25 protein-coding genes are annotated in these 23,380 nt (G+C 65.1%); 12 read left to right on the forward strand and 13 right to left on the reverse strand.

Going from position 1 to position 23,380, the window contains the following annotated elements:
* Positions 1–65: 65 nt before the first annotated feature.
* Entirely contained in the window at positions 66–962 is an 897-nt protein-coding gene (locus NLI84_RS10900) for a LysR family transcriptional regulator (protein WP_255990123.1), read from the reverse strand.
* A 105-nt stretch (positions 963–1,067) separates the two neighbouring features.
* On the opposite strand from NLI84_RS10900, the gene aceB reads away from it, so the two are divergent.
* Positions 1,068–2,663, forward strand: coding sequence for a malate synthase A (gene aceB / locus NLI84_RS10905; RefSeq protein WP_255990124.1), 1,596 nt, complete (start codon positions 1,068–1,070; stop codon positions 2,661–2,663).
* Between the two features lie 73 nt (positions 2,664–2,736).
* Here the strand turns inward: aceB and NLI84_RS10910 are convergent, their stop codons facing one another.
* Positions 2,737–3,138 carry a hypothetical protein gene (locus tag NLI84_RS10910; protein WP_255990125.1) on the reverse strand — a complete coding sequence of 134 codons (402 nt, stop codon included), beginning with the start codon at positions 3,136–3,138 and terminating at the stop codon, positions 2,737–2,739.
* A gap of 290 nt (positions 3,139–3,428) precedes the next feature.
* Between NLI84_RS10910 and NLI84_RS10915 the strand changes: the two genes are divergently transcribed.
* A complete protein-coding gene (locus tag NLI84_RS10915; protein ID WP_255990126.1) occupies positions 3,429–5,213 on the forward strand; it encodes an ABC transporter transmembrane domain-containing protein in 1,785 nt (594 codons plus the stop codon).
* Positions 5,214–5,312: 99 nt separating this feature from the next.
* Here the strand turns inward: NLI84_RS10915 and NLI84_RS10920 are convergent, their stop codons facing one another.
* Positions 5,313–6,086 (reverse strand): DUF4397 domain-containing protein, encoded by a 774-nt coding sequence (locus NLI84_RS10920; protein ID WP_255990127.1) that lies wholly within the window; start codon positions 6,084–6,086, stop codon positions 5,313–5,315.
* A 198-nt stretch (positions 6,087–6,284) separates the two neighbouring features.
* On the opposite strand from NLI84_RS10920, the gene NLI84_RS10925 reads away from it, so the two are divergent.
* The gene (locus NLI84_RS10925) at positions 6,285–7,361 is read left to right on the forward strand and encodes a rhomboid family intramembrane serine protease (RefSeq protein WP_255990128.1); all 1,077 of its coding nucleotides are present in this window, start codon (positions 6,285–6,287) and stop codon (positions 7,359–7,361) included.
* 75 nt (positions 7,362–7,436) lie between these two features.
* Here NLI84_RS10925 and NLI84_RS10930 read toward each other — a convergent pair whose 3' ends face one another.
* Complete coding sequence (locus NLI84_RS10930; protein WP_255990129.1) at positions 7,437–7,640, reverse strand: hypothetical protein; 204 nt, start codon at positions 7,638–7,640, stop codon at positions 7,437–7,439.
* Between NLI84_RS10930 and yiaA the strand changes: the two genes are divergently transcribed.
* The 3 genes from yiaA (at position 7,639) to NLI84_RS10945 (ending at position 9,181) form a co-directional block, all read left to right on the forward strand.
* A complete protein-coding gene (gene yiaA / locus NLI84_RS10935; protein ID WP_255990130.1) occupies positions 7,639–8,064 on the forward strand; it encodes an inner membrane protein YiaA in 426 nt (141 codons plus the stop codon). The two genes, NLI84_RS10930 and yiaA, sit on opposite strands and share 2 nt — an antisense overlap.
* A 150-nt stretch (positions 8,065–8,214) precedes the next feature.
* On the forward strand, positions 8,215–8,535 hold the full coding sequence (locus tag NLI84_RS10940) for a hypothetical protein (protein ID WP_255990131.1): 321 nt from the start codon (positions 8,215–8,217) through the stop codon (positions 8,533–8,535).
* Between the two features lie 43 nt (positions 8,536–8,578).
* A complete protein-coding gene (locus NLI84_RS10945) occupies positions 8,579–9,181 on the forward strand; it encodes a glutathione S-transferase family protein (protein ID WP_255990132.1) in 603 nt (200 codons plus the stop codon).
* Between the two features lie 34 nt (positions 9,182–9,215).
* On the opposite strand, the gene NLI84_RS10950 is transcribed toward NLI84_RS10945, so the two are convergent.
* A complete protein-coding gene (locus NLI84_RS10950) occupies positions 9,216–9,620 on the reverse strand; it encodes a VOC family protein (protein WP_255990133.1) in 405 nt (134 codons plus the stop codon).
* Positions 9,621–9,790: 170 nt separating this feature from the next.
* On the opposite strand from NLI84_RS10950, the gene recG reads away from it, so the two are divergent.
* The 4 genes from recG (at position 9,791) to NLI84_RS10970 (ending at position 15,364) form a co-directional block, all read left to right on the forward strand.
* Complete coding sequence (gene recG, locus NLI84_RS10955) at positions 9,791–11,815, forward strand: ATP-dependent DNA helicase RecG (RefSeq protein ID WP_255990134.1); 2,025 nt, start codon at positions 9,791–9,793, stop codon at positions 11,813–11,815.
* A gap of 301 nt (positions 11,816–12,116) precedes the next feature.
* On the forward strand, positions 12,117–12,665 hold the full coding sequence (locus NLI84_RS10960; RefSeq protein WP_255990135.1) for a putative metalloprotease CJM1_0395 family protein: 549 nt from the start codon (positions 12,117–12,119) through the stop codon (positions 12,663–12,665).
* A gap of 96 nt (positions 12,666–12,761) precedes the next feature.
* Entirely contained in the window at positions 12,762–14,864 is a 2,103-nt protein-coding gene (locus tag NLI84_RS10965) for a hybrid sensor histidine kinase/response regulator (RefSeq protein ID WP_255990136.1), read from the forward strand.
* A complete protein-coding gene (locus NLI84_RS10970) occupies positions 14,861–15,364 on the forward strand; it encodes a putative pterin-binding protein (protein ID WP_255990137.1) in 504 nt (167 codons plus the stop codon). The genes NLI84_RS10965 and NLI84_RS10970 overlap by 4 nt, the downstream gene beginning before the upstream one ends.
* Positions 15,365–15,465: 101 nt before the next feature.
* Here NLI84_RS10970 and NLI84_RS10975 read toward each other — a convergent pair whose 3' ends face one another.
* The 7 genes from NLI84_RS10975 to queG form a co-directional block, all read right to left on the reverse strand.
* Complete coding sequence (locus tag NLI84_RS10975; protein ID WP_255990138.1) at positions 15,466–16,197, reverse strand: LrgB family protein; 732 nt, start codon at positions 16,195–16,197, stop codon at positions 15,466–15,468.
* Complete coding sequence (locus NLI84_RS10980; protein ID WP_255990139.1) at positions 16,194–16,535, reverse strand: CidA/LrgA family protein; 342 nt, start codon at positions 16,533–16,535, stop codon at positions 16,194–16,196. Before NLI84_RS10980 ends, NLI84_RS10975 begins: the two co-directional genes overlap by 4 nt.
* An 84-nt stretch (positions 16,536–16,619) precedes the next feature.
* Positions 16,620–17,429: a glutamate racemase gene (murI, locus tag NLI84_RS10985; RefSeq protein WP_255990140.1), complete on the reverse strand. Its 810-nt coding sequence runs from the start codon at positions 17,427–17,429 to the stop codon at positions 16,620–16,622.
* A gap of 243 nt (positions 17,430–17,672) precedes the next feature.
* Positions 17,673–18,428 (reverse strand): 5-oxoprolinase subunit PxpA, encoded by a 756-nt coding sequence (gene pxpA, locus NLI84_RS10990; RefSeq protein WP_255990141.1) that lies wholly within the window; start codon positions 18,426–18,428, stop codon positions 17,673–17,675.
* The gene (locus tag NLI84_RS10995; protein ID WP_255990142.1) at positions 18,416–19,351 is read right to left on the reverse strand and encodes a 5-oxoprolinase subunit C family protein; all 936 of its coding nucleotides are present in this window, start codon (positions 19,349–19,351) and stop codon (positions 18,416–18,418) included. The genes pxpA and NLI84_RS10995 overlap by 13 nt, the downstream gene beginning before the upstream one ends.
* Positions 19,348–19,995, reverse strand: a complete 648-nt coding sequence (gene pxpB, locus NLI84_RS11000) for a 5-oxoprolinase subunit PxpB (protein ID WP_255990143.1) — start codon at positions 19,993–19,995, stop codon at positions 19,348–19,350. The genes NLI84_RS10995 and pxpB overlap by 4 nt, the downstream gene beginning before the upstream one ends.
* A complete protein-coding gene (gene queG, locus NLI84_RS11005) occupies positions 19,992–21,068 on the reverse strand; it encodes a tRNA epoxyqueuosine(34) reductase QueG (RefSeq protein ID WP_255990144.1) in 1,077 nt (358 codons plus the stop codon). Before queG ends, pxpB begins: the two co-directional genes overlap by 4 nt.
* Between queG and tsaE the strand changes: the two genes are divergently transcribed.
* Positions 21,063–21,542 (forward strand): tRNA (adenosine(37)-N6)-threonylcarbamoyltransferase complex ATPase subunit type 1 TsaE, encoded by a 480-nt coding sequence (gene tsaE, locus NLI84_RS11010; RefSeq protein ID WP_255990145.1) that lies wholly within the window; start codon positions 21,063–21,065, stop codon positions 21,540–21,542. The two genes, queG and tsaE, sit on opposite strands and share 6 nt — an antisense overlap.
* The gene (locus tag NLI84_RS11015; protein WP_255990146.1) at positions 21,512–22,822 is read left to right on the forward strand and encodes an N-acetylmuramoyl-L-alanine amidase; all 1,311 of its coding nucleotides are present in this window, start codon (positions 21,512–21,514) and stop codon (positions 22,820–22,822) included. Before tsaE ends, NLI84_RS11015 begins: the two co-directional genes overlap by 31 nt.
* A 54-nt stretch (positions 22,823–22,876) precedes the next feature.
* On the opposite strand, the gene NLI84_RS11020 is transcribed toward NLI84_RS11015, so the two are convergent.
* Complete coding sequence (locus NLI84_RS11020) at positions 22,877–23,209, reverse strand: hypothetical protein (RefSeq protein ID WP_255990147.1); 333 nt, start codon at positions 23,207–23,209, stop codon at positions 22,877–22,879.
* Between the last annotated feature and the right edge of the window lie 171 nt (positions 23,210–23,380).

The following is a 23,380-nucleotide window of genomic DNA, read 5'->3' on the forward strand; positions in this document are numbered from 1 at the left end:
CGCACCTAAACCACCGCGCCGCAGGCGCAAATCGCCCCAACACGCGCTGAAAGCGCTACGCCCCCTTAATCCCAATACCCCACCGCCCCATAAGCAGTTTTCAAATGATCCACAAACCGCCTCACCCGCTGTGGGAGGTGCTTGCGCTGCGGCATCACTGCGTAGACCGGGTAATCGGGCGAGGCGTAGCCATCGAGCACTGTCACCAGCCGGCCATCGGTAAGATCGTCCTTCACCTCCCACAGCGAGCGCCAGGCAAGGCCATAGCCCGCCAGCGCCCACTCGTGCAGCACGGCGCCGTCGTTGCATTCGAGCACGCCGCTCACCTTGCGGCTGATAAGCTCGCCATCCTGCTTGAAGGTCCAGCCGCGGGCCTGGCTCGCGCCGAGTGATAGGCACTCGAAGCGGTCCAGATCGTCCAGCGTCTGCGGCACGCCACGTGTGGACAGATAACTCGGCGCGGCGACCACCACGCGGCGGTTCTCCGCCAGCCGCACCGCTACCAGGCTGGAATCGGCCAGCTCGCTGATACGGATGGCGCAATCGATGCGCTCGCCAGCAAGGTCCACCAGCCTATCCGACAGATCAAGCGTGACGCGCAGTTCCGGGTGCTGGCGCTGGAAGGTGGCCACGTGCGGCGCCACATGGCGGCGGCCGAAGCCCGCGGGGGCGCTGATGCGAAGGTGGCCGCGCACCCGGGCGCTGCCCGAGCCGACGGCGGCTTCGGCGTCGGCCAGATCCGCCAGAATGCGCTGGCCGTCCTCGAAGAAAGCAGCGCCTTCCTGCGTGAGGGTGACGCGCCGCGTGGTACGTACCAGCAGCTTGGCGCCGAGGCGCTCTTCCAGTGCATCGAGCCGGCGGCCGATCACGGCCGGCACCACGCCCTCGGCACGGGCGGCGGCAGACAGGCTGCCCAGATTCACTACCGAAACAAACGTCTGTAGCTGTTTGAGCGCATCCATTATGTACTTAAAAGTAAAAGAACCTGTCGCAGTTTAGCGCTTTTTTGTGATGGCGCAGCGCACTACACTGCAATGCAACATCCAGCCGCAACCCAGGAGTACCGCATGTCCACCTTGCCCGCCGGCGTTCAAGTCCACGCCGAGATCACCCCCGCCTTTGCCGGGATCCTCACGCCCGATGCCCTGGCTTTCGTTGCCAAGCTGCACCGCCGCTTCAACGGCCGCCGCCAGGAGCTGCTGGCCGCGCGCACGCTGCGCCAGGCCGAGCTCGATGCCGGCAAGCTGCCGGACTTCCTGCCGCAAACGGCACACATCCGCAATGGCGATTGGCAGATCGCGCCGGTGCCTGCCGATCTGGCGCTGCGGCGCGTGGAGATCACGGGCCCCGTCGAGGCCAAGATGATCATCAACGCGCTCAATTCCGGCGCGGACAGCTACATGACCGATTTCGAGGATTCCAACACCCCGAACTGGTCCAACCAGATCCAGGGTCAACTCAACTTGAAGGCCGCCGTGCGCCGCACGCTGGCGTTTCGCAACGAGTCGGGCAAGGAATACCGGCTCAACGACAAGATCGCCACGCTGGTGGTGCGCCCGCGCGGCTGGCACCTCGATGAGAAGCATGTGACCGTCGATGGTGAACGGGTATCGGGCGGGGTGTTCGATTTCGCGCTATTCCTGTTCCACAACGCCAAGGAACAGCTCTCGCGCGGCACTGGGCCGTATTTCTACCTGCCCAAGATGGAATCGCACCTGGAAGCGCGGTTGTGGAACGACATCTTCGTCGCCGGCCAGGCCGAGCTTGGCCTTGCCCAGGGCACGATCAAGGCCACCGTGCTGGTCGAGACCATCCTCGCCGCGTTCGAGATGGAAGAAATCCTCTACGAGCTGCGCGAGCATTCGGCTGGGCTCAATGCCGGGCGCTGGGATTACATCTTCAGCTGCATCAAGAAGTTCAAGACCAACGCCGATTTCTGCCTGGCCAACCGTGCGCAGATCACCATGACCGTGCCCTTCATGCGCGCCTATGCGCTGAACCTGGTGAAGGCCTGCCACAAGCGCGGCGCCCCCGCCATCGGCGGCATGAGCGCGCTGATTCCAATCAAGAACGATCCGGCCGCCAATGAAAAGGCCATGGCCGCCGTGCGCGCCGACAAGACGCGCGATGCCGGCGACGGCTTCGACGGCGGCTGGGTGGCCCACCCGGGCCTCGTGCCGATCGCGATGGAGGAATGGGTGAAGGTGCTGGGCGACGCGCCCAACCAGATCGCCAAGCAGCGCGACGATGTGCAAACCCGCGCAGCCGACATCCTCAACTTCCAGCCCGAAACGCCGATCACCGAGGCGGGCCTGAGGATGAACATCGACGTGGGCATCCAGTACCTGGGCTCGTGGCTGTCCGGCAATGGCTGCGTGCCTATCCACAACCTGATGGAGGACGCCGCCACCGCCGAGATCAGCCGCTCGCAGGTGTGGCAGTGGATCCGCTCGCCCAAGGGCGTGCTCGACGACGGCCGCAAGGTGACCGCCGAGCTGGTGCGCACGATGATCCCGCAGGTGCTGGACGCCATCCGCGCCGAGCATGGCGATGCGGAGTTCGAACGCGTGCCCTATGCCCGCGCTGCCGCCATCTTCGAAACAATGAGCACCAGCACCGAGTTCGCCGAATTCCTCACGCTGCCGCTGTACGAGGAAATCTGACCGTTACCGCTGCCAGCAAAAAGCCGACCCCTGAGGGTCGGCTTTTTGTTTGGACTGGCCGGTGAGGCCAGCATCAGCAAGGCGGCTGCTTCGCGATTCGCACACAGTCCCCACCCAACGTGCCGTCGCCGTATTGCGCTGCCAGGAACAAGCTGTCTTCACCGCCTTCCAGCACCAGCACCTCACGCAGCGCATCTGCGTATCGCGTGTCGATGGGCCGGCCTATCAGCGGCGCCCAGTAGGGATGCGCCGTCATCTCCACAGCGGTCAGCGTACCTTCGTTGACAAACGACTGCGCTTGCAGCTCGATGCAATATCCCCCAGGCGCGCTGGCCCACGAGACAAAGCACACCTCGTCGCCATCGAACCACAACGCCACCTCGCCATCGATCTGGTGCCAAGCCGAACTCGCATCAGGCCATATCGTTGGCAACTCGTGATCGAACAAGTGGTAATGGACTGCGCGCAGAATCATGGGCTCACCTGAGGACGTAATCGCCAACTGGGAGGAGCGGCGGTGGCAGCAATTGGGCCGTGCCCTATGAACATCATGTGTAGCTCGTATTGGGGAACGGACGATCGTGAAAAGAGCGGCAGGACAACGGCGCCGCCATTCTAAGCCTGAGCGCCGTACGCGGCAGCTTACCGCTTGATACGCCGGTACTCGCAAAAGCGCGGCCTCACCCTCACCTGTTCGCAAACCCGCCTATACAGCTGCGGCCTCATGGTAGGCACCGCAGCCGAGTAATCGAGCCAGGAATCCCGATGCCCTCACCTTCCCCGACCCGCCGTATCACGCCATTGCTGGGCTTGTTGCCTTTCCTGCGGCCCTTTCTCGGCCGCTGGATCGCCGCCTTTACCGCGCTGGCCGTGGCCGCCGGTGCCACGCTGACGCTACCGGTGGCGTTTCGCCACCTGATCGACCAGGGCTTTGCTGCAGGCAACCGCGGGCATATCGATCGCTATTTCATCGCGCTGTTCGCGGTCTCGATGGTGCTGGCCGCCGCCACCGCGCTGCGCTTTTACTGGGTATCGTGGCTGGGCGAGCGCACCACGGCCGATCTGCGCCGCGCGGTTTACGAGCACGTATTGCGGATGAGCCCGCAATTTTTCGAAACCACGCAGACCGGCGAGGTACTGTCGCGGCTCACCACCGATACCACGCTGATCCAGACCGTGGTCGGCACCAGCCTGTCGATGGGGCTGCGCAATGCCTTCCTGTTGCTGGGCGGGCTCACCATGCTAATCGTCACGAGTCCGGCGCTGTCCGGCTACATCCTGCTGACGCTGCTCTTGGTGATCGCACCCATCCTGGTGTTCGGCCGCCAGGTGCGGCGGCTCTCCAAGGCCAGCCAGGACAAGGTGGCCAATGCCAGCGCGCTGGCCGGTGAAATCCTCAACGCCATGCCCACCGTGCAGTCGTTCACCCGCGAGCCGTACGAGGCTGCGCGCTTCGCCGCCTCGGTCGAGTCGGCCTACGCCACCGCGCTGCAGCGCATCCGCGCCCGTTCGTGGCTGACTGCGGTGGTGATCCTGCTGGTGTTCGCCGCCGTGGTGTTCGTGCTGTGGCTGGGCGCCCAGGCGGTGATGGATGGCCGCATGAGCGCGGGCGAGCTGTCGCAGTTCATCCTCTATGCCGTGGTCACCGCCGGCGCGGTGGGCGGCATCGCCGAAGTATGGGGCGATCTGCAACGCGCCGCCGGCGCGGCCGAACGGCTGCTGGAGCTCTTGGCGCTGCAATCGCCGGTAGCCGATACAGGGCTGCCGCTGCCCCTGCCGCAACAGGGTGAAGGCCTGCGCTTCGAGGCAGTGGGGTTCGCCTACCCGTCGCGCCCCGGCATTGCCGCGCTGGACGACCTGACGCTGCATATCCAGCCCGGCGAGCACGTGGCGCTGGTGGGCCCGAGCGGCGCGGGCAAGACCACACTGTTCCAGCTGCTGTTGCGGCTGTACGACCCGCAGCACGGCCGCATCACCTTCAATGGCATTGCCACCCACGATCTCGCGCTGGCCGAGCTGCGCTCGCAGATCGGCGTGGTGCTGCAAGAAACGGTGATCTTTGCCGGCAGCGTGGCCGACAACATCCGCTACGGCCGGCTGGACGCTAGCGATTCCGAAGTGCGCGCCGCCGCCGAAATGGCTGCCGCCAGCGACTTCGTTGATGCCTTGCCCGAAGGCTATGACACTTTCCTCGGCGAGCGCGGCGTGCGTCTTTCGGGCGGGCAGCGTCAGCGCATCGCCATCGCCCGCGCCATCCTCAAGAACCCGCCCATCCTGCTGCTGGACGAAGCCACCAGCGCGCTCGACGCCGCGAGCGAGCGCGCGGTGCAGCAGGCGCTCGACAATGCCGCGCACAACCGCACCACGCTGGTGATCGCGCATCGCCTGGCCACCGTGCAGCAGGCCGATCGCATCGTGGTACTGGAGCACGGCCGCATCGTTGCCGAAGGCAGCCATGCCGAACTGCTGGCGAGCTCGCCGCTGTATGCCAGGCTGGCAGCACTGCAGTTCGCTGACGGTGCGCCGATCGAAGCGCACAGAATGGTGTGAAGGGCGAATACGGGGCCGGCCAGTACGCCTTGTGGCGCGCCGCAATGTGGAAAAGCCCGGCCGAAGCCGGGCTTTTCTGTTTACCCCGAAGCTGCAAGGTTAGGGCGTATTCACCAGCTCGAGGGTGGCCTTGGACGCGTCATCGGACTTGGCGACCAGTACCTTGATGCTTTCCGGCACCAGCGCACCGATGCCATCGGCCGGAATCGGCAGCAACAGCCAGTCGGCGTTCTTGGCGAGCGTCACCGTGGACTGGAAGATCACCGTCTTGCTGCCGGCGGTGGTGATGCGCAGCAGGTAGTCGCCGCCTTCCAGCTCCTTGGAATCGTTGCCCGAGGACGGGTTGGCGGTCTTGTAGGTGACTGCGGCGAAATCCGGGCTGACGGTGTTGATATCCACGCCTGGCGCAGTCAGGTAAACATCGATGTTCTGCGCATTGAACGCGGCGTTGACCACGCGCACCCGGGCGTCGTCGCTGGTTATGCCCTTGTTGTACGGGTCTTCGATCAGCAGCACATCGGCCGCGCCATCGCCGATCAGCGCCACCGCGGTGTACTTGTCGCCGCGCTTGGCATCCAGCGCCACCGCGCCATAGCTGGTGGTGCCGTCCGGGCTCTTGACCGCGAGCTCGGTCTGGCCGCTATCCACATCGAAATACTGCGAGGCGAACTTGTAGCCCACATCGGTCGCATCGGCCACGGCAGCGCCATTGCGATAGATCGTGACGTTCGGCCCGGCCGGAATGGCGTGGACCAAGCGAACCTTGGGGTCGGCAATATCCAGTCGATCGTCGATATCATCGTCCCCGCCACCGCAGGCCGATAGCAAGGTGGCGGAGACGATACCCAGCAATAGCAGCTTCAGTAGTTTCATGATTGTTTTTCCTTTGTAGTGATCCGGTACGGCGCCCTGCCGCAGTGAGGAAAAAGTACAGCCGCACCGGCTGGCGGGCTGCCGGCTCATCTCGGATCATGGCGTCGGCCTATTCCCACAGCGTATGCCAGTCGCGTGGACGCTTGTCGCCGCCCCGGCGGACCGCTAGCATCGCTTGCCCGCTCCCGGATCTTCTTCATGCTCCTTGCCACCTGGTCACGCCGTTTTCCCGTCACCGCATTCTTGATCGCGGCCAATGTCGCGGTCTTTGTCGTACAGCTGGCCATGGGCGTGCCGCTCGATGGTGCGCATGGCAGCACGCTGGTGAACTGGGGAGCGAACTTCTCCGTGCTCACGCTGGGCGACGAGCCCTGGCGACTCTTCATCAGCATGTTCCTGCACATCGGCGCACTGCACCTGGCGGTGAACATGTATTCGCTGCTGGTGTTGGGCCCGCTGGTCGAGCGCTTTGTCGGACGTGCCCGCTATGGCGCCATCTATCTGGGCGGCGGCCTGATCGGCGGCCTGGCGAGTGCATGGTGGAACCCCTTGGTGATCAGTGCCGGTGCGTCCGGCGCCATCATGGGCTTGGCGGGGGCCTATCTGGCCTTGCTGCTGCTGTTTCGCCAGCGCATACGCCGTGCCGATACCAGGATCCGGCAGCTGGCCGTCATCATTGCGCTCAATATCGGCATGGGGCTTGCCATTCCCGGCATCGACAATGCCTGTCACCTCGGCGGCCTGGCGGGCGGTGCGCTCCTGGCCGCCGTCTACGCCGGCGCAGCAGGGCGTACACGGCCGTGGTTGAACTACGCTGCGATCAGCCTCGCTTGTGCACTGCTGCTGGCCGCGATCACCTGGACCAGCCGCAGCGACGCGCTGCATTTCGATCGCGCCATCGAGCAGGCCATCGTGGCCAACAACAGCTACGGCGATTTTCGCGGCTTCTGGCTCGCAGGCAACGAGGACGCCCGGCTTGCGCAGTTCGAAGCCGCGCAGCAATCGTGGCAGCAGTGCGTGGTGGCGATGCAGCAACCGTGGCGGCTGAACCAGGCCGATCGGGCGCTGGCCAGCCAGCTGGCGAACTATTGCAACCTCAGGCTGGCGCAATACCGCGTCAACCGAGCGCAGTGGGAAGAACAGGGCAGCGCCGCCCTGCTCGATACCCGCTACGCCGCCGAGGCCGACGCGCTGCGCGCCGCGCTATGGGGCAACTTCGAGCCACGCGCCACGCTGGCGCTGCAGCGCCTGCAGCTGGTGGGGCGGCGCGACTAGGCATCGTTGCCCGGACGGGACACTGGCGCTGCCACGCATGACCGGCCAAGGCTGTGCCCTGCAAGTGGCGCCATGTCAGACAAGCGAGCGAGCTACCGGCACGAGATGGAGCACGCAGGCGTTACCTGACTGATTTGTTTTTCTGACGTCAAATTGACAAAAATCTCGCCACACCTGTAGCGACGTGATAAAACTGCTCCCGCGCGGCTGCGTGCACGCAGTGACGCAGACGAGCTGGGCCGCCGCGCCCATGACCATCAAAATCAGGAGGAAATCCATGTCCGCATCCATCCAGCGCCCGTCCGGCGCCTTCGTCGCAGCCTCTTGGGCCGCCTTGCTGATCGGTGCCGTGGTCTATCTGCTCGGGCTGTGGAATGCCCAGATGCAGCTCAACGAAAAGGGTTATTACTTCGTGCTGCTGAGCTATGGCTTGTTTGCCGCCGTATCGCTGCAAAAATCGGTGCGTGATCGACTGGAAGACATTCCTGTCACGGGCATGTACTACAGCCTCGCGTGGGTATCGGTGATCCTGGCCGTCGCCCTCTTGGCCATCGGCCTGTGGAACGCCACGCTTACCAATTCGGAAAAGGGCTTTTACGCCATGGCCTTTTTGCTGAGCCTGTTCGGCGCCGTGGCCGTGCAAAAGAACGTGCGCGATATCCAGGGCTTCAAGAGCGCGGGTCCGGCTACCCAACCCTTCTAATCGTTTCGCTGCCCGATCGCACCGGCTGCGATCGGGCCGAATCGCCAAGTCTACGCCCAGCCTGACGTCCGCCGAACGGGCCCGCCATCCGGAAGAAGCCCGGGGATTGCGTGACCTGCCTGCGGTGCCCGCACTGAGGAAGCCACAACCATGATGGCGCAATGCACCGGCCTTGCCTTGCTGCTCCTGCTGTCCGGCCATGCGGCAGCTGAGTATGACCCCTGGCAGCACTACGACAAGACCTTGAAGACCCTGCCCAAGGATGCCGCCGCCGTGCTCGATCGCGGCGTGACCTGCAACCATCTCGCCGGTGAGTTCAACGGCGATGGTTCGGAAGCGGACAAGAAGCGCAACCGGGAGCTGACCAAGCTGCGCTGTGACACCGTCGATAGTGACATCAGCCGCATCAAGACGCGCTACAAGAGCCAACCCAAGGTGCTGCAGGCCATCCGTACCTACTACGAAGAATGAAGCCGGCGTGATCGGCCCCTCGGCGCAATCCTAGGAACACATCATGATCGTCTATGGCGATATCGCTTCGGGCAACTGCTACAAGATCAAGCTGCTGCTGACCCTGCTGGGCTTCGCGCATGAATGGCGCCACGTGAACATCCTGCAAGGCGACACCCGCAGCGCCGAATTCCTGCAGCTGAATCCCAACGGCAAGATTCCGGTGCTGGTATTGCCCAGTGGCGAGTGCATCAGCGAATCGAACGCCATCCTCAACTACCTGGCCGAGGGCACGCCGTTCCTGCCGAGTGAGCGCCTCGCCCGTGCCCGTGTGCTCGAATGGCAATTCTTCGAGCAATACAGCCACGAGCCCTATATCGCGGTGGCGCGCTTCATCAAGCACTACCTCGGCCTGCCCGAGGCGCGCCGCGCCGAGTTCGACGCCAAGCAGGCCGGTGGCCTGAAGGCACTGGCAGTGATGGAGCAACAACTGGCGAAGACGCCCTACCTGACCGGCAGCGACTACACCATCGCCGACATCTCGCTCTACGCCTACACCCACGTGGCGAACGAGGGCGGCTTCTCGCTCGATAGCTTCCCCGCCGTGCGCGCCTGGCTCGATCGCATCGCCAGCCATCCGCACCATGTGACGATGCAGCAGGCCTGACCCCGCGAAGCCGGGGCTGCGGCCCCGGCCATGATCAACGCTCGACGTTCACCATCCACGGCACGCCGAACCGGTCGCGGAGCATGCCAAAGCCCTGCGCCCAGAAGGTGGGGCCGTATGGCATCTGCACCTCGCCGCCCTCGGCCAGCGCATCGAACAGGCGCCGGCCTTCCTCCTGCGTGGCCGGGCTCAGCGACAGACTGAAACCGCTCATGGCCACCGGCTGGCTTGGCATGCCATCGGATGCCATCAATTGCGTTTCACCGATGGTCACGTTGGCGTGCATCACCTTTTCGCGCCAGGCCACGTCGCCTTGCTGGCCTTCGGGCGCATCGGAAAAACGCATCAGGTAGCCAATCTGCGCACCGAGTACATCGTGGTAGAAGGCCAACGCCTCCTCGCAGCGGCCGGCGAAAAACAGATAGTTCTGGACTTGCATATGCACTCCTTTCGATCGTGTTGTTGTCGGATCCCGCCGCCCACGGCCCGGGTGTCACCATAGCAGCCGGTGCGGCAGACATCTTGAAACCGGCCGATGACGGTTTGATGTGGCTTTGCGCCCCCCGGTAAACCGGCTAAAGTAGCCGCACGCAGAACGACCGTTCCACTATGGATTTCGCCGCCCTCGCCCCTACCCTTCAGTCGCGCTTGGCCAAGCTCGGGATCAATCGTGCCTTCGACCTGGTATTGCACCTACCGCTGCGCTACGAGGACGAGACCCAGCTGCTGCCAATCGCCGATGCACTGATGGGCACGAGCGTGCTGGTCGAGGGCGAGGTGCAAACGCTGGATGTGATGTTCCGCCCCAAGAAGCAGCTGGTGGCGCGCGTGGCGGACGCCAGCGGCATGCTGGTGGTGCGGCTGATCAACTACTACCCCAACCAGGCGGCGCAGCTCGCTGTCGGCAAGCGGGTGCGGCTGTACGGCGAAATCCGCCGCGGCTTCTGGGGTGACGAAATGGTCCACCCCAAGATCAAGAGCGTGGGCGACGGCGCGGCGCTGTCCGAGGCGCTGACCCCCGTCTACCCGACCACGGCTGGCATGAACCAGGCGGCGATCGCCAAGCTGATCGGCAAGGCGCTGCGCGAGTGCCGGCTCTCCGATACGCTGCCCGCCGCGATGCTGGCCGACTACGGCTTGCCGGCCTTTGCCGACAGCGTGCAGCTCTTGCACGCGCCCACGCCGGACATCCCCAACGTGCTGCTGCAGCACCGCACCCACCCGGCCTGGCGCCGGCTGAAGTTCGACGAGCTCTTGGCACAGCAGCTCAGCCTGCGCATGGCGCGCGCCGCGCGGCGCGAGAAGAACGCACCGGTGATCGCGGCCGACGGTCGCCTCGCCGCGCAACTCGTTGCCAGCCTGCCGTTCGCACTGACGCGCGCGCAGAACAGGGTCTTGCTCGACATCGCACGCGATCTGAAAACGCCGCATCCGATGCAGCGGCTGCTGCAGGGCGACGTCGGTTCGGGCAAGACCATCGTTGCCGCCATTGCCGCCTGCCATGCGATCGAATGTGGCTACCAGGTGGCGCTGTTGGCGCCGACCGAAATCCTGGCCGAGCAGCACTATCGCAAACTCTCGAGCTGGCTCGCGCCGCTGGGCATCAAAGTGGTGTGGCTGGCCGGCTCCCTCAAGGCCAAGGACAAGCGCGCCGCGATCGAGGATGCGGCCCTCGGCACCGCGCCGCTGGTGGTCGGCACCCACGCCATTTTCCAGCAGCAGGTGGAATTCAAAAACCTGGGCCTCGTCATCGTCGACGAGCAGCATCGCTTCGGCGTTGCGCAGCGGTTGGCGCTGCGTGCCAAGGGTTCAAGCCCTCACCAGCTGATGATGAGCGCCACGCCGATACCGCGCACGCTGGCAATGAGCTTCTATGCCGATCTGGACGTGAGCGTGATCGACGAGTTGCCACCGGGGCGCACGCCCATCGTGACCAAGCTGATCTCGGACGCCCGCCGCGACGAGGTGATAGCGCGCATTGCCGCCAAGGTGATGGAGGGTCGCCAGGTGTACTGGGTGTGCCCGCTGATCGAGGAATCCGAAGCATTGCAGTTGCAGACGGCGGTCGATGCCCACGCGCAGTTGTCGGAAGAACTGCAAGGCGTGGCCGTCGGCCTGTTGCACGGCAGGATGAAGCCGGACGAGAAGGCGGCGGTGATGGCCGAATTCATCGCCAACCGCATCCAGGTGCTGGTGGCGACCACGGTGATCGAGGTTGGCGTGGATGTCGCCAACGCCAGCCTGATGGTGATCGAACACGCCGAGCGCATGGGCCTCGCGCAATTGCACCAGCTGCGCGGCCGCGTCGGTCGCGGTGCCCACGCCAGCCTGTGTGTGCTGCTCTACAGCGGGCCGCTGGGCGACACGGCCAAGGCGCGGTTGCGGGTGATCTTCGAGAACACCGACGGCTTCGTCATCGCCCAGGAAGACCTGCGCATCCGCGGGCCGGGCGAGCTTGCCGGCGTGCGGCAATCGGGCGTGCCGATGCTGCGCTTTGCCGATCTGGAGGCCGATGCCGACCTCGTCGAAGCTGCCCGTGAAGCGGCCGAAGGGCTGCTCGCCAACGACTTGCCGGCCACGATCGCTCATCTGGATCGCTGGCTGCCCGGGCGTGAAGCCCTGTTGCGTGTTTAGCACCGCCGACAGATCCTCGGCGGCTTCGTGCTCGCCGGCCATCCGTCGTGTACTTTCTGCAACCGAAGGGGTTCCGGTCATCGCCCTTCAGGGCAACCGACGGAAGTGCAATGCGCCGCCTTTGCGGGCGCTTCGCGCTGATGGCCAGAACCGCTTTGCCGGCGTTTTTTAGCCACGCCTAACCGATCGTCGGCGGCCTGCGACGAACGGCGCATCCATCGCACCAGCACGCGTGCTTTACGCTGCGCCCAACGCCGACTTGTGCTTAACATTCAGTTACTTGGATGTCGAGCACCCACCGATGGAAATCGGCAGCGCCACCTCTTATGCCCTACATGGGCCCGACAGCGCCTACTCCACATGGACGGGCCTGGGGACCTCGTCGTCGCGTTATGCCAACACGGCATCACATCGCATCACGCCCGACCAGGAATTGAGCCCGCAGGATGAAGCGCTGGTGCAATCGCTGACACAGACAGACCGCCAAGTACGGGCGCATGAACAGGCCCATCTGGCGGCGGCGTCCGGGCTGGCGATGAGCGGTGCCAGCTTCGAGCTGGTCACCGGCCCCGATGGCCAACGCTACGCGGTCGCCGGCGAAGTACGCATCGATCTCTCGCCCGGCAACACACCGGAGGAAACGCTGCGCAAAGCCCGTGTCATCCAGGCTGCCGCGCTGGCACCCGCCGATCCTTCCAACGCCGACCGCGCCATCGCGGCGCAAGGCCGTGCGATGGAACTGCAGGCACAGGCCGAACTGGCCCAGCAGTCCACCAAGCAGCGCAAGCTGGGCAATGCCTATGACAATGGCAATGCCAGCGACGCCCGCGTGGTCGATGCAGCGGCCTGAACGGAAGCCTGTGCTTCTTTTCCACCACACGGCATTCGCATTTCGCAGGTCTTACGGATAAAATCGCGTTCCGTACAGGTTTTCCCCTAGGTGCTCATGACCACACTGCGCCAGCCTATCCCCCGTCGGGTCCGCACGGCATTCTGGGTCACGCTTTGCGTCTTGGGCGGAATTCTTGCGTTGACCATCTGGTGCGAGTATCAGCTGCGCGAGCGCCTCGCCGGCGTCACCGATTTCAGCACCCAGGATGAATCGTGGAATACCTTCTCGCTGAATCGCGAGTTCATGCGCTTCAGCACCGCGGCACGGCTGGCGCGCCACGAGCCCGAACGCTTGGCCGAGCTGACCCTGCGCTACGACATCCTGGTCAGCCGGGTCGTCAGCACGCAGAACGGCGCAATGAAAAGCCTGTTTGGCGAGGGGCATACCTACAGCGAGCTGCTGGCCCCGATAAACCGGCTGTTTACCGAATTCGATCCCCGCATCGTGCGCGGGCTCACGCCGGCTGATCTTGTCGCGCTGAACAGGACACTCGATCGCATCGAACCTCAGGTTCACCTGGCCATCCAGGAACTGCAGGCCCGTTTCAGCGATCGGCTGTTGCACAACGAGAAGCTGATCGTGACGTTGGGCGACTGGCGTATCGCGCTGCAGCTGCTGCAGTTCCTACTGATGCTGCTGTTTGCCGCGATTGCGCTGCGCGAGGTGTGGCGCAGCGAACGCCGCAGTGGCGAGCTCGATGCGGCCCGCGCCGACGCCCTGACCGCCAGCGCCGCCAAGACCCGTTTCCTTGCCAGTATCAGCCACGAAATGCGCACGCCGCTGACTGCCATCATCGGTTATTCAGAGCAGCTGCTGAACAACGACGGCCTCGCGCCGGAGCAACGCCGCCATCTGGAGCACGTGCGCCAGAGCAGCCACTATCTTTCGGGGCTGATCGGCAATGTGCTCGACGTTGCCAAGATCGAAGCCGGCAGTGTGCAGCTGAGCGAGGAAACGATCACGCTCTCAGAACTGGCAGACGATCTCCACGCCATTTTCGAATCGCAGGCACTGGCGCAGCACACCCATTTCTCGCTGACCGTCAGCAACGAGCTGCCTCCCTACCTCGCGCTGGACGGTCGCAAGCTGAGGCAGATCCTGATCAATCTGATCGGCAACGCGCTCAAGTTCACCGCAAACGGCATCGTGGTGGCCCAGCTCGACGGGCAGGAGGATGCCGATGGCCTGTTGCTACGCGCCCGCATCCGCGATACCGGCCTTGGCATAGGCCAGGACGAGCTCGTGCGGCTGTTCAACCCGTTCGAGCAGACGCAGAGCGGCAAGCTCGTCGGCGGCACCGGGCTGGGCCTGTACATCAGCCAGGACTACGCACGGCGTATGGGCGGCGAGATCACCGTGGACAGCACGCAGGGGCACGGCTCGACCTTTACGCTGACGGTACGCGCCACCGCGGCGGCGGCGGCACCGACCGTCCCCGATTCAGGCCCGACGCGGCTGGACGGCCTCAAGCTATTGATCGCCGATGACCAGGACATCAATCTGCAGCTGATGCGCGATATCCTCACCGCCGCCGGCGCCGAGGTCCGCGCCGTCGACAATGGTTTGTCGGTGCTCGACGAGCTGTCGGCCGATCCGGACTGCGATTGCGTGCTGCTCGACTACAACATGCCGGGGCTCGATGGCCTGGCCGCCAGCCGCGCACTGCGCGCGCGAGGTTGGGCCGGTCGCATCGTGCTGGTCAGCGCCGGATTGAAACCGCAAGGCGAGCTGGCGGCGCAGGGCGTGAACCTGTGGCTGGCCAAGCCGTTCACGATCCGATCGCTCACCGACGCGGTATTCGCACGACAAAGCGAACCTGCCTCGCTCGCGCCCAGCCCTTTGCTGTGCGACGAGGAACAAGCGTGCAAGCAGCTGGGCTGCACCGCCGAGCGTTGGCGCGAGCTGGCCCAGCGCGGCCTCGCGCGCATCGACGCCCTGCTTGCCGACTACACCGCCAGCGACGACGCCGACACGCGGCGGCGGCATGCCCACAGTGCTCGCGGCATCGCGCTGCAGATCGGCGCCAACTTACTCGCACAGCGGCTCGCCGAGCTGGAAGCCACGCCCTCCGATGCACTGCACGCTGCTGCCAGCCAGCTTTGCGCCACCACCCGGGGCGCTTTGAGCATCCAACCAACCGAAATCGATCCGCCATGACCGACATTCTGACCCGCCGTTGGCTGCTGGCCTGCCTTCTGGCCCTGCTCAGCCCGCTCTCGGGCGCGCGGGACACGCCGAAAGGGCCGGTGGTGCTGACCATTTCCAGCGCCATCGAGCACGGCCAGCCAGGCCCTGCCTTGTTCGACGACGCGATGCTGCAGCGTTTCAAGCAATACCGCCTCACCGTCCCGACCCCCTGGTATCCGCAGCCCCAGACCTTCGAAGGCCCGTTGCTGCGCGACGTGCTGGCCGCAGTGGGTATGCGTGGCACGCAGTTGTCGCTGAGGGCGCTGAACGACTATGTCACGATCATTCCGATCGACGATAGCCAGCGCTATAACGTGATCCTCGCGCGCAAGCGCAATGGCAAGCTGATGACCGTGCGCGACAAGGGGCCGCTATTCGTGATGTATCCGTTCGATACGCACGTCGAGCTGCGCAACACCGAGTACTACCGGCGTTGCGCTTGGCAACTGATGCAGATCGTTGTCGAATAAGCGCGGCCAACGCAACCGATCAGCCACGTGGCGCAACGTCTGGCCCTGCTGCGCACGGCCAGGGCGCCTTCGGGTTCGCGGTTTTTAGCACGCACGCCGCTTTACATCGGCCACACCGCCAGGATCAGCGGCAGCGCCAGCGAGGTGAGCACGGCGTTCAGCCCCATCGCCAGCCCGGAGAACGCGCCAGCAGTCTGAGAGAGTTGCACCGCACGCGCGGTACCCAGGCCATGGGCGGCGACGCCGAGCGCGAAGCCTTGCACCATCAAGTCCTTCACCCCAAGCAAGCGCATCATCGGCGCCACGATCACCGCACCGAAAATGCCGGTGACGATGACCACATTGGCGGTCAACGCCGGCAAGCCGCCCAGATGCTCCGAAATCGCCATCGCGATCGGCGTGGTCACCGACTTGGGCGCAAACGAGATCAACGATACGGCTGATAGGCCGAATAGCTGGCCCAGCAGCAGCGCGCTGGCGATGCCGGTGAGGCCGCCCACCGCCAAGGCGATGGTCAATGGCGCGAGCGAAGCGCGTACGTGATGCAGGTTGAGGTACAGCGGCACCGCCAGCGCCACCGTGGCGGGCCCGAGCAGCCAGTGCAGTGGCCGTGCGCCGCGGAAATAATCGGCATAGGGCACCTGAAACAGCGTCAGCGCCAGCGCGAGGCCCGCCATCGTCAGCAGCAGCGGGTTGCACAGCGGGAAGTGACGAGTCAGGCGGAATGCCTTGTCGGCCAGCAGGAACACGGCGGCCGTCACCACCAGCCACAAGGCGGGGAAGTCATGCAGCCAGGCCCATGCCTGCTGCCAGTGCGCGGCCAATGTGTTCATCGCCGCCGCCTCAGCAGCCATTGCAGCGTCAGTGCCGTCACTGCCAGCGTGATCGCGGTGGACAATGCGATCACCGCCGCCATCGCCCAGCCCTCGGTCGCGAGACGCGGGCCCAGCTCCATCACGCCGACGCCAGCCGGCACGAAGAACAGCGGCATATAGCGCAACAACCCCGACGAAACCCGCGCCACCCGGGGCTCGACGCCACGCCGCATCAGCAGCCAGCCGGTGAGCAACAGCATGGCTAGCACGCTGCCGGGTATCGGCAGGCCGGCGATGCGGGCGATCATCTCGCCGGCGAGCAGGAAGGCACAGAGGATAGTGAGGCCGTAGAGCATGGCAAGACGACGCGGCAGTGGGACATTGCCACCTTAGCCGAGTGGGCTGGCCGGTGGCAGGGCAATCATGCGTTCAGACCACAATTACCACTGCACCAGCTCGACCTGCCCCAGGCTGCGGCCGAGAAAGCGCTCGCCTATGGTCTGGAACTTCACCGGCACGTCGGTCACGTGGTAGCGATAGCTCGGGCGCTCGCGGCTCGGATTGGCAAGACCCTGCTGCTGCAGCAATTCGGCCGCCTGGTCGGCGATGGAGATCGCCGAATCGACCAGGCCGGTGCGGCTGCCGGCGACATCGAGCAGCAGCGGCTTGAGCAGCGGATAGTGGGTGCAGCCGAGCACCAGCGTATCGATGCGCTCGACGAACACCGGCTTCAGGTATTCCTGCGCGGTCAGCCGGGTGACCGGATGATCGAGCCAGCCCTCCTCCACCAGTGGCACGAACAGCGGGCAGGCTTGCGAGTAGACGCGGCAATCCGGGTTGAGCTGGTGGATGGCGCGGGCATAGGCGTTGGAATTGATCGTGGTCGGCGTGCCGATCACGCCGATGCCACCCGATAGCGTATGAGCGACGGCATTCTTAGCGCCGGCCTCGATCACGTCGAGCACCGGCACGCTGGCGCTGGCGCGCACCGCTTCGGCGGCGACGGCGGCCATGGTGTTGCAGGCGATGATCAGCATCTTCACGTCACGCTGCAGCAGGAAATCGGCGATCTGCTGCGTGTAGTGCTCGATGGTCGCGACCGATTTCACGCCGTAGGGCACGCGCGCGGTATCGCCAAAATAAGTGATGTGCTCGAACGGCAGTCTGTCCATCAGCGCGCGCACGACCGTAAGGCCGCCTACGCCGGAATCGAAGACGCCAATGGCATGATGGGCTTGGGGGGTGGACATGGAACGGCTCCCGAAAGGCGGGATTCTACGCGCTCGGCACCGCGTACCCAAGCCACTGAGCTTGGTCGATCGCCGAAGTGGTCGTTTACGATCCGATCGCGACCGCGCTCGGGGCTGTGCCGGCATGCGGCAAGGCGCAGGACGCGTGGCGCGATAAATAACTTGGGGTGGCTTGCCCCGGCGGCAACGCGCCGGAAATGCCCAGTATCCTTGGGGTCAAGCCGGCAAGCCCCCAAACAGGCGCTAAGCCAGCAACCAGGCCGGTGCCACCGTGATCTCCCGGCTGGCGAATTCCGCGCGCAGCCGCTCGGCAAACCGGTGCGCCAGCGGCGTGTCGCCATGCAGACAAAGACTCTGCGCAACGATGGCCAGCCAGCTTCCGTTTTCGGCGCGCAAGCCTCCCTTGAGCACCAGATCGCACGCCTGGCCAACGGCGATGGCTGCGTCGTCGTGCACCGCATTGGGGTGGCTACGCGGAACCAGCTGCCCGTTGGCCTGGTAGGCGCGATCGACAAAGGCCTCCGCCACTGGGCGCAAACCCGCCGCCGCGGCCGCCGTGAGCAGCACCGAACCTGCCATGCCCATCAGAGCAAGCTCCGGGTCAATCTCGCGTATGGTCTCGGCCAGGAGTTGCGCCAGCGCGGGATTGCGGGCCGCGTCGTTGTAAAGCGCGCCATGCGGCTTGACGTAGGCGATGCTGACGCCTTCCTCGATACAGACGGCATTGAGCGCCCACAACTGCGACGTCAGCACCTCCACCAGCAGCATGGGCGACAGATCGAGCGAGACCCGGCCGAAATGCTGGCGATCCGGGTAGCTCGGATGGGCGCCGATGGCTACGCCGTGTTGCTTGGCCAGCCTCACCGTACGGCGCATGGTGTCCACGTCGCCGGCGTGTCCGCCGCACGCTACGTTGACCGACGAGATCAGCGGCATCAGCGCTTCGTCGTAGTCGTAGCCTTCGCCCAGGTCTGCATTCAGATCGATCACAGCGGCCATGCCAAGCTCCTTGTAATGCGGTTGATCCAGTCTCGCTGTGCCAAGAGAGCCGCCAACGCCCCCTGGCCACTGACCTCGGCGAAGCGCACGCGTTCACCGGGCGAAAATTGCGCGGCCCGCCATAGATCAGCGGCAATGACCACCAGCGGCTTGGCATAACCGCCCGTTGTCTGCGCATCGGCCAAGAGGATGATCGGTTGGCCCGACGGCGGCAGTTGCACCACGCCCGGCAGCACCGCGTGCGACGCCAGCTCGCCGGAACCATCGAGCGCCAGCGTCGGCCCTGCGAGCCGCGCACCCATGCGGTTGCTATCCGGGCTCAACGTCCACACCGCGCCCAGCAGGGCTTTTTGCTGCGTACGTGCAAGTTGCGGCCATTCCGGGCCCGGCAGCACCCGCAGCACTTCGCCGCGCTGTGGCGCGCGCACCGCGGCGCCAGCCCTTGCCGGTTGGTCCGGCTTGCCCACGCGCAGCACATCGCCGGCGCGCAGCGCGCGACCGGCGTAACCGCCGAGCCCCGCCAGCAATGCAGTCGCGCGGCTGCCCAGCACCGGTGGCACGTCGATGCCGCCGGCCACGCACAGGTAAATGCGCGCGCCCGCGTTGGCATAGCCCAGACACAACACGCTACCTGCCGACGCACGCACGCTCTGCCAGCCGGGCACCGGGATGCCATCGAGCTGCGCCGCCACCATGGCGCCGGTGAGCGCGAAGACACAATCTTGTTCGAAGCCCAGTTGCAAGCCACCCAGCGTCACTTCGAGTGCGGCAGCGCCTTCCGGGTTGCCGACCAGCCGATTGCCAATGCGCAACGCGGGTGTATCGCATGCGCCGCCGGCAGGCACGCCCAGCGCCCGATAGCCCGGGCGCCCCAGATCCTCGACCGTGGTTTGCGGGCCTGGTTTGAGCACGGTGAGGCTCATGGCACCGCCACGAAGCGCACCGTATCGCCCGGAGCCAGGAGCACCGGCGTTTCACGGTAAGGATCGAATAGTTGTATGTCGCTGCGGCCGATCAATTGCCAGCCACCTGGAGACGCCAGCGGATAAACGCCGGTCTGGTTGCCGGCAATGCCGACCGAGCCTGCCGGTACGCGCCGGCGCGGCTCGGCACGCCGCGGCACGGCAATGCGCGCATCGAGCCCACCCAGATAGGCAAAGCCTGGCAGAAAACCCAGGCAGTAGACGACGTATTCCGCCGCCGTATGCCGTTCTATCACTTCGGATTCGGCCAGATCGAGCAACGCGGCGACGACGGCAAGATCCGGCCCCTGCTCGCCGCCATAACGCACCGGGATCTCGATCACCCGCCCCTCGCCGAACTTGCCGCCCAAGCTATGGGTCCACGCGCCTTCCAGCGCCTTTTCGACCAAACGCGCCGCCGTGACCAGCGGATCGAAGCGCCCGCTGAGGTTGCCCATGCCCAGCACCCACTCGACCTCAGGCAGGCGTTGCTGCAGTGCATGCCAGGCTGCCCACAGCCGGCGCTGGCTGGGCAGGTCGGTGCCTACCGTCAGCGTCAGCGCGCATTCGCCCAGCGCCTGTATGGTCAGCGGTGCCTCGCTCAAGCCTGCACTCCGTGTTGTTGCAAAGCCCAGATCACGTGCTCGCGCACCAGTGCGCTGCTGTCGTCCTGGCGCGCGCGCAGTGCATTGAGCACGGCGTCGCTGGTCGGCGCGTTGCCGAGGCCGACCGCCAGATTGCGCAGCCAGCGTTCGTAGCCGATGCGGTAGACGGCGCTGCCGGCCATGCGCTGCTGGAAATCGGCCTCGCTCCAGGCAAAGAGTTCGACCAGCTCGACATCGTCGAGGCCGTGGCGCACATGGAAATCGTTCTCCCCGGTCAATGCCGCGAAGCGGTTCCATGGGCAGACCAGCTGGCAGTCGTCACACCCATAGACACGATTGCCCAACATGGGCCGCAACTCGACGGGAATACTGCCCTTGAGTTCAATGGTGAGGTAGGAGATACAACGACGCGCATCGACCGTGTATGGCGCGACGATGGCGCGGGTCGGACAGAAATCGAGGCAGCGGGTGCAGCGGCCGCAGTGCTCGTTCTCGGTCGGCGGATCGAGCGGCAGGTCAAGGTCGGTGAAGAGCTCGCCCAGGAAGAAGAACGAACCATGGTCGCGGTTGATCAGCAGCGTGTGCTTGCCGCGCCAGCCCAGGCCCGCCCGCTCGGCGAGCGCCACTTCCAGCACCGGCGCCGAATCGACGAATACGCGATGACCGTAGGGGCCGATCAGCGCGGTGAGCCGGTCGGCGAGCTGCTGCAGCTTGGCTCTCAGCACCTTGTGGTAGTCGCGCCCCAACGCGTAGCGCGACAGGTAAGCCTTGCTGCCATCGGCCAGCACCGCTTCGCTCTGCGCGGACGACGGCGGCAGATACGGCAGGAACACGCTGACGATGGAGCGCGTGCCCGGTACCAGCTCGGTCGGGCGGGCGCGTTTGAGGCCGTGTCGTGCCATATAATCCATCTCGCCGTGAAAACCGGCGTCCAGCCATGCCACGAGGCCCGCCTCGGTGTGGCCAAGATCGGTGCCGGTGATGGCCGCGCGGGCAAACCCGAGCTCCTCGGCCCAGCGCTTGAGCTGCGCCGCCACCTCTTCCTTATCCAGAACGTCGAGCTGCCTATGCATACCCCAGATGATACGCGAAAGCTGTTTCTCGCCGACGAAGCGGCCACGCTGGCGCTGGGCGCGGCGCTGGCCGGCGCGCTGGAAGCCGGCCTCGTCGTATTCCTCGAAGGCGACCTCGGCGCCGGCAAGACCACACTCACGCGCGGTCTGCTGCGTGCACTCGGCCACACCGGTCGTGTGAAAAGCCCCACCTACACGCTGGTTGAACCTTATGTGGTTTCGAATTTATACTTGTATCACTTTGATTTGTATCGATTTCACGACCCTTCCGAATGGGAAGACGCAGGCTTTCGTGATTACTTCAATCCGGAAAGCGTTTGCCTGATCGAATGGGCCGACAAGGCCGCAGCGTTATTGCCCGAGCCGGATTGGTTGATCCAGCTGGCGCCGCAGGCTGAAGGACGAATCGCCGAGATCGCCGCCAGAACACCCCACGGAACCGCATGCCTCGCCCGCCTCGCCCTGCCGACCTGAACCCGACCCGCCGCCAGCTGCTGAGCGCCGCAGGCAGCGTGCTGCTGCTCTCGGTGCTGCCAGTCGGCGCCCGTGCTGCTACGCCGTCGGTGGTGGCAGTGCGGATGTGGCCGGCGCAGGCCTACACCCGCGTCACCATCGAATCGGATGCGCCGCTCACGTTCAAGCAGTTCCTGCTGAAGAACCCGAATCGGCTCGTCGTCGACCTCGAAGGCATCGATCTCAACAACGAGCTGCAGAGTCTGGCCGGCAAGGTGAGCGCGGACGATCCTTATATCCAGCAGCTGCGCGCAGGCCGCTTCAAACCGGGCGTGGTGCGGCTGGTGATCGATCTGAAGACCGAGATCAAGCCACAGGTATTCACGCTGCCGCCGGTCAGCGACTACCAGCACCGGCTGGTCGTCGATGCCTATCCCGCCGTGCAGACCGATCCGCTGCTCGCCTTTCTCGACGATCAGCAGACGCCGCCCACCGCCGCCATTCCTGAGCCGATCAAGCCGGAAACGGCGCGGTCCAATCAACCGGCAACTGACGCGCCAGTGCGGCGTGAAGACCTCAAGGTCGATCGCCTGGTCACCGTGGTACTCGATCCTGGCCACGGCGGCGAAGACCCCGGTGCGGTCGGACCGCGTGGCAACCACGAAAAGACCGTGGTGCTGGAGATCGCGCGACGGCTCAAGGCCTTGCTGGAGGCGGAGCCGAACATGCGAGTGGTGCTGACGCGTGACGGCGACTATTTCGTGCCGCTGGGCACGCGGGTACGCAAGGCGCGCGCCGCCAAGGCCGATCTGTTCATCTCCATCCATGCCGATGCCTTCACCCGGCCCGAGGCCAACGGCTCGTCGGTGTTCGCCTTATCCGAGCGCGGCGCCACGTCGACCGCCGCGCGCTGGCTGGCGCAGACGCAGAACGACGCCGATCTGATCGGTGGCGTGAAGCTCGATGTGAAGGATGCCCACCTCGCCCGCACGCTGATGGACCTGACCCAGACGGCGACCATCAACGACAGCCTCAAGGTCGGCAAGCATATGCTGGGCGAGCTTGGCGGCATCAACCGCCTGCACAAGGCCCACGTCGAACAAGCGGGTTTCGCCGTGCTGAAGGCACCGGATATCCCGTCGGTGCTGGTCGAGACGGCGTTCATCTCCAATCCGGAAGAGGAAAAGCGCCTGATCAGCGAGGATTATCAGCAAAAAATGGCGCTGGCATTGTTTGCCGGCATCAAGCGCTATTTCGCAGCCAACCCGCCGCTGGCGCGCACCCGCGTCGCCACCAAGTAGCGCCCAAGACAAAGCCCCGCACTGCGGGGCTTTTCACTGCATCGAACAGATCGATCAGGCGCGGGTGTCGAGCACGCTGCCGCTCTGGTAGGGGTAGACCTGCTCGCCGTTGGGTCGGTTGATGTTGACCGACATGTCAAGGTTGTCGTCCTGCTGCACGGTCACCGTCGCCTCGGCGTCCTGCTGCGCGGCGGCCACGGCCATGTAGATATCAACCTGGTTCTGCTGCTGGTTACCGATGTACATCGTTTCGACCATTTCCTTCTGGTCTGACGACAGCGTCTTCGGTTCCTGCTTGGCAGCCAGCTCGGGCTGGCGCTCCACAACGGGAAGTTGGGTGGGGCGAAGCGGCGCGGTAGGGGTCGACGGCAACTGCGAGACGTTCATGACGGTTCTCCTCGATACGCTACGAATTCTAGTGGCCACAGCAAACAATGCGAAGTGAATTGTTGTTATGAATCAGCCACATAATCACCATTTGTCGGATCGACGCAGGAAAGCCACCGTCTGTCCCGGTCTGGGGCGGCGCAGGGCGCTGATATACTCGGCCTTTGCGCC

Source organism: Chitinolyticbacter albus, from assembly GCF_024437655.1.
Classification (GTDB): Bacteria; Pseudomonadota; Gammaproteobacteria; order Burkholderiales; family Chitinibacteraceae; genus Chitinolyticbacter; species Chitinolyticbacter albus.

Coding starts and splice junctions, on each gene's coding strand:
- NLI84_RS10900 (WP_255990123.1), bottom strand. CDS start 962: ATGGATGCGCTCAAACAGCTACAGACGTTTGTTTCGGTAGTGAATCTG.
- aceB (WP_255990124.1), top strand. CDS start 1,068: ATGTCCACCTTGCCCGCCGGCGTTCAAGTCCACGCCGAGATCACCCCC.
- NLI84_RS10910 (WP_255990125.1), bottom strand. CDS start 3,138: ATGATTCTGCGCGCAGTCCATTACCACTTGTTCGATCACGAGTTGCCA.
- NLI84_RS10915 (WP_255990126.1), top strand. CDS start 3,429: ATGCCCTCACCTTCCCCGACCCGCCGTATCACGCCATTGCTGGGCTTG.
- NLI84_RS10920 (WP_255990127.1), bottom strand. CDS start 6,086: ATGAAACTACTGAAGCTGCTATTGCTGGGTATCGTCTCCGCCACCTTG.
- NLI84_RS10925 (WP_255990128.1), top strand. CDS start 6,285: ATGCTCCTTGCCACCTGGTCACGCCGTTTTCCCGTCACCGCATTCTTG.
- yiaA (WP_255990130.1), top strand. CDS start 7,639: ATGTCCGCATCCATCCAGCGCCCGTCCGGCGCCTTCGTCGCAGCCTCT.
- NLI84_RS10930 (WP_255990129.1), bottom strand. CDS start 7,640: ATGGATTTCCTCCTGATTTTGATGGTCATGGGCGCGGCGGCCCAGCTC.
- NLI84_RS10940 (WP_255990131.1), top strand. CDS start 8,215: ATGATGGCGCAATGCACCGGCCTTGCCTTGCTGCTCCTGCTGTCCGGC.
- NLI84_RS10945 (WP_255990132.1), top strand. CDS start 8,579: ATGATCGTCTATGGCGATATCGCTTCGGGCAACTGCTACAAGATCAAG.
- NLI84_RS10950 (WP_255990133.1), bottom strand. CDS start 9,620: ATGCAAGTCCAGAACTATCTGTTTTTCGCCGGCCGCTGCGAGGAGGCG.
- recG (WP_255990134.1), top strand. CDS start 9,791: ATGGATTTCGCCGCCCTCGCCCCTACCCTTCAGTCGCGCTTGGCCAAG.
- NLI84_RS10960 (WP_255990135.1), top strand. CDS start 12,117: ATGGAAATCGGCAGCGCCACCTCTTATGCCCTACATGGGCCCGACAGC.
- NLI84_RS10965 (WP_255990136.1), top strand. CDS start 12,762: ATGACCACACTGCGCCAGCCTATCCCCCGTCGGGTCCGCACGGCATTC.
- NLI84_RS10970 (WP_255990137.1), top strand. CDS start 14,861: ATGACCGACATTCTGACCCGCCGTTGGCTGCTGGCCTGCCTTCTGGCC.
- NLI84_RS10975 (WP_255990138.1), bottom strand. CDS start 16,197: ATGAACACATTGGCCGCGCACTGGCAGCAGGCATGGGCCTGGCTGCAT.
- NLI84_RS10980 (WP_255990139.1), bottom strand. CDS start 16,535: ATGCTCTACGGCCTCACTATCCTCTGTGCCTTCCTGCTCGCCGGCGAG.
- murI (WP_255990140.1), bottom strand. CDS start 17,429: ATGTCCACCCCCCAAGCCCATCATGCCATTGGCGTCTTCGATTCCGGC.
- pxpA (WP_255990141.1), bottom strand. CDS start 18,428: ATGGCCGCTGTGATCGATCTGAATGCAGACCTGGGCGAAGGCTACGAC.
- NLI84_RS10995 (WP_255990142.1), bottom strand. CDS start 19,351: ATGAGCCTCACCGTGCTCAAACCAGGCCCGCAAACCACGGTCGAGGAT.
- tsaE (WP_255990145.1), top strand. CDS start 21,063: ATGCATACCCCAGATGATACGCGAAAGCTGTTTCTCGCCGACGAAGCG.
- queG (WP_255990144.1), bottom strand. CDS start 21,068: ATGCATAGGCAGCTCGACGTTCTGGATAAGGAAGAGGTGGCGGCGCAG.
- NLI84_RS11015 (WP_255990146.1), top strand. CDS start 21,512: ATGCCTCGCCCGCCTCGCCCTGCCGACCTGAACCCGACCCGCCGCCAG.
- NLI84_RS11020 (WP_255990147.1), bottom strand. CDS start 23,209: ATGAACGTCTCGCAGTTGCCGTCGACCCCTACCGCGCCGCTTCGCCCC.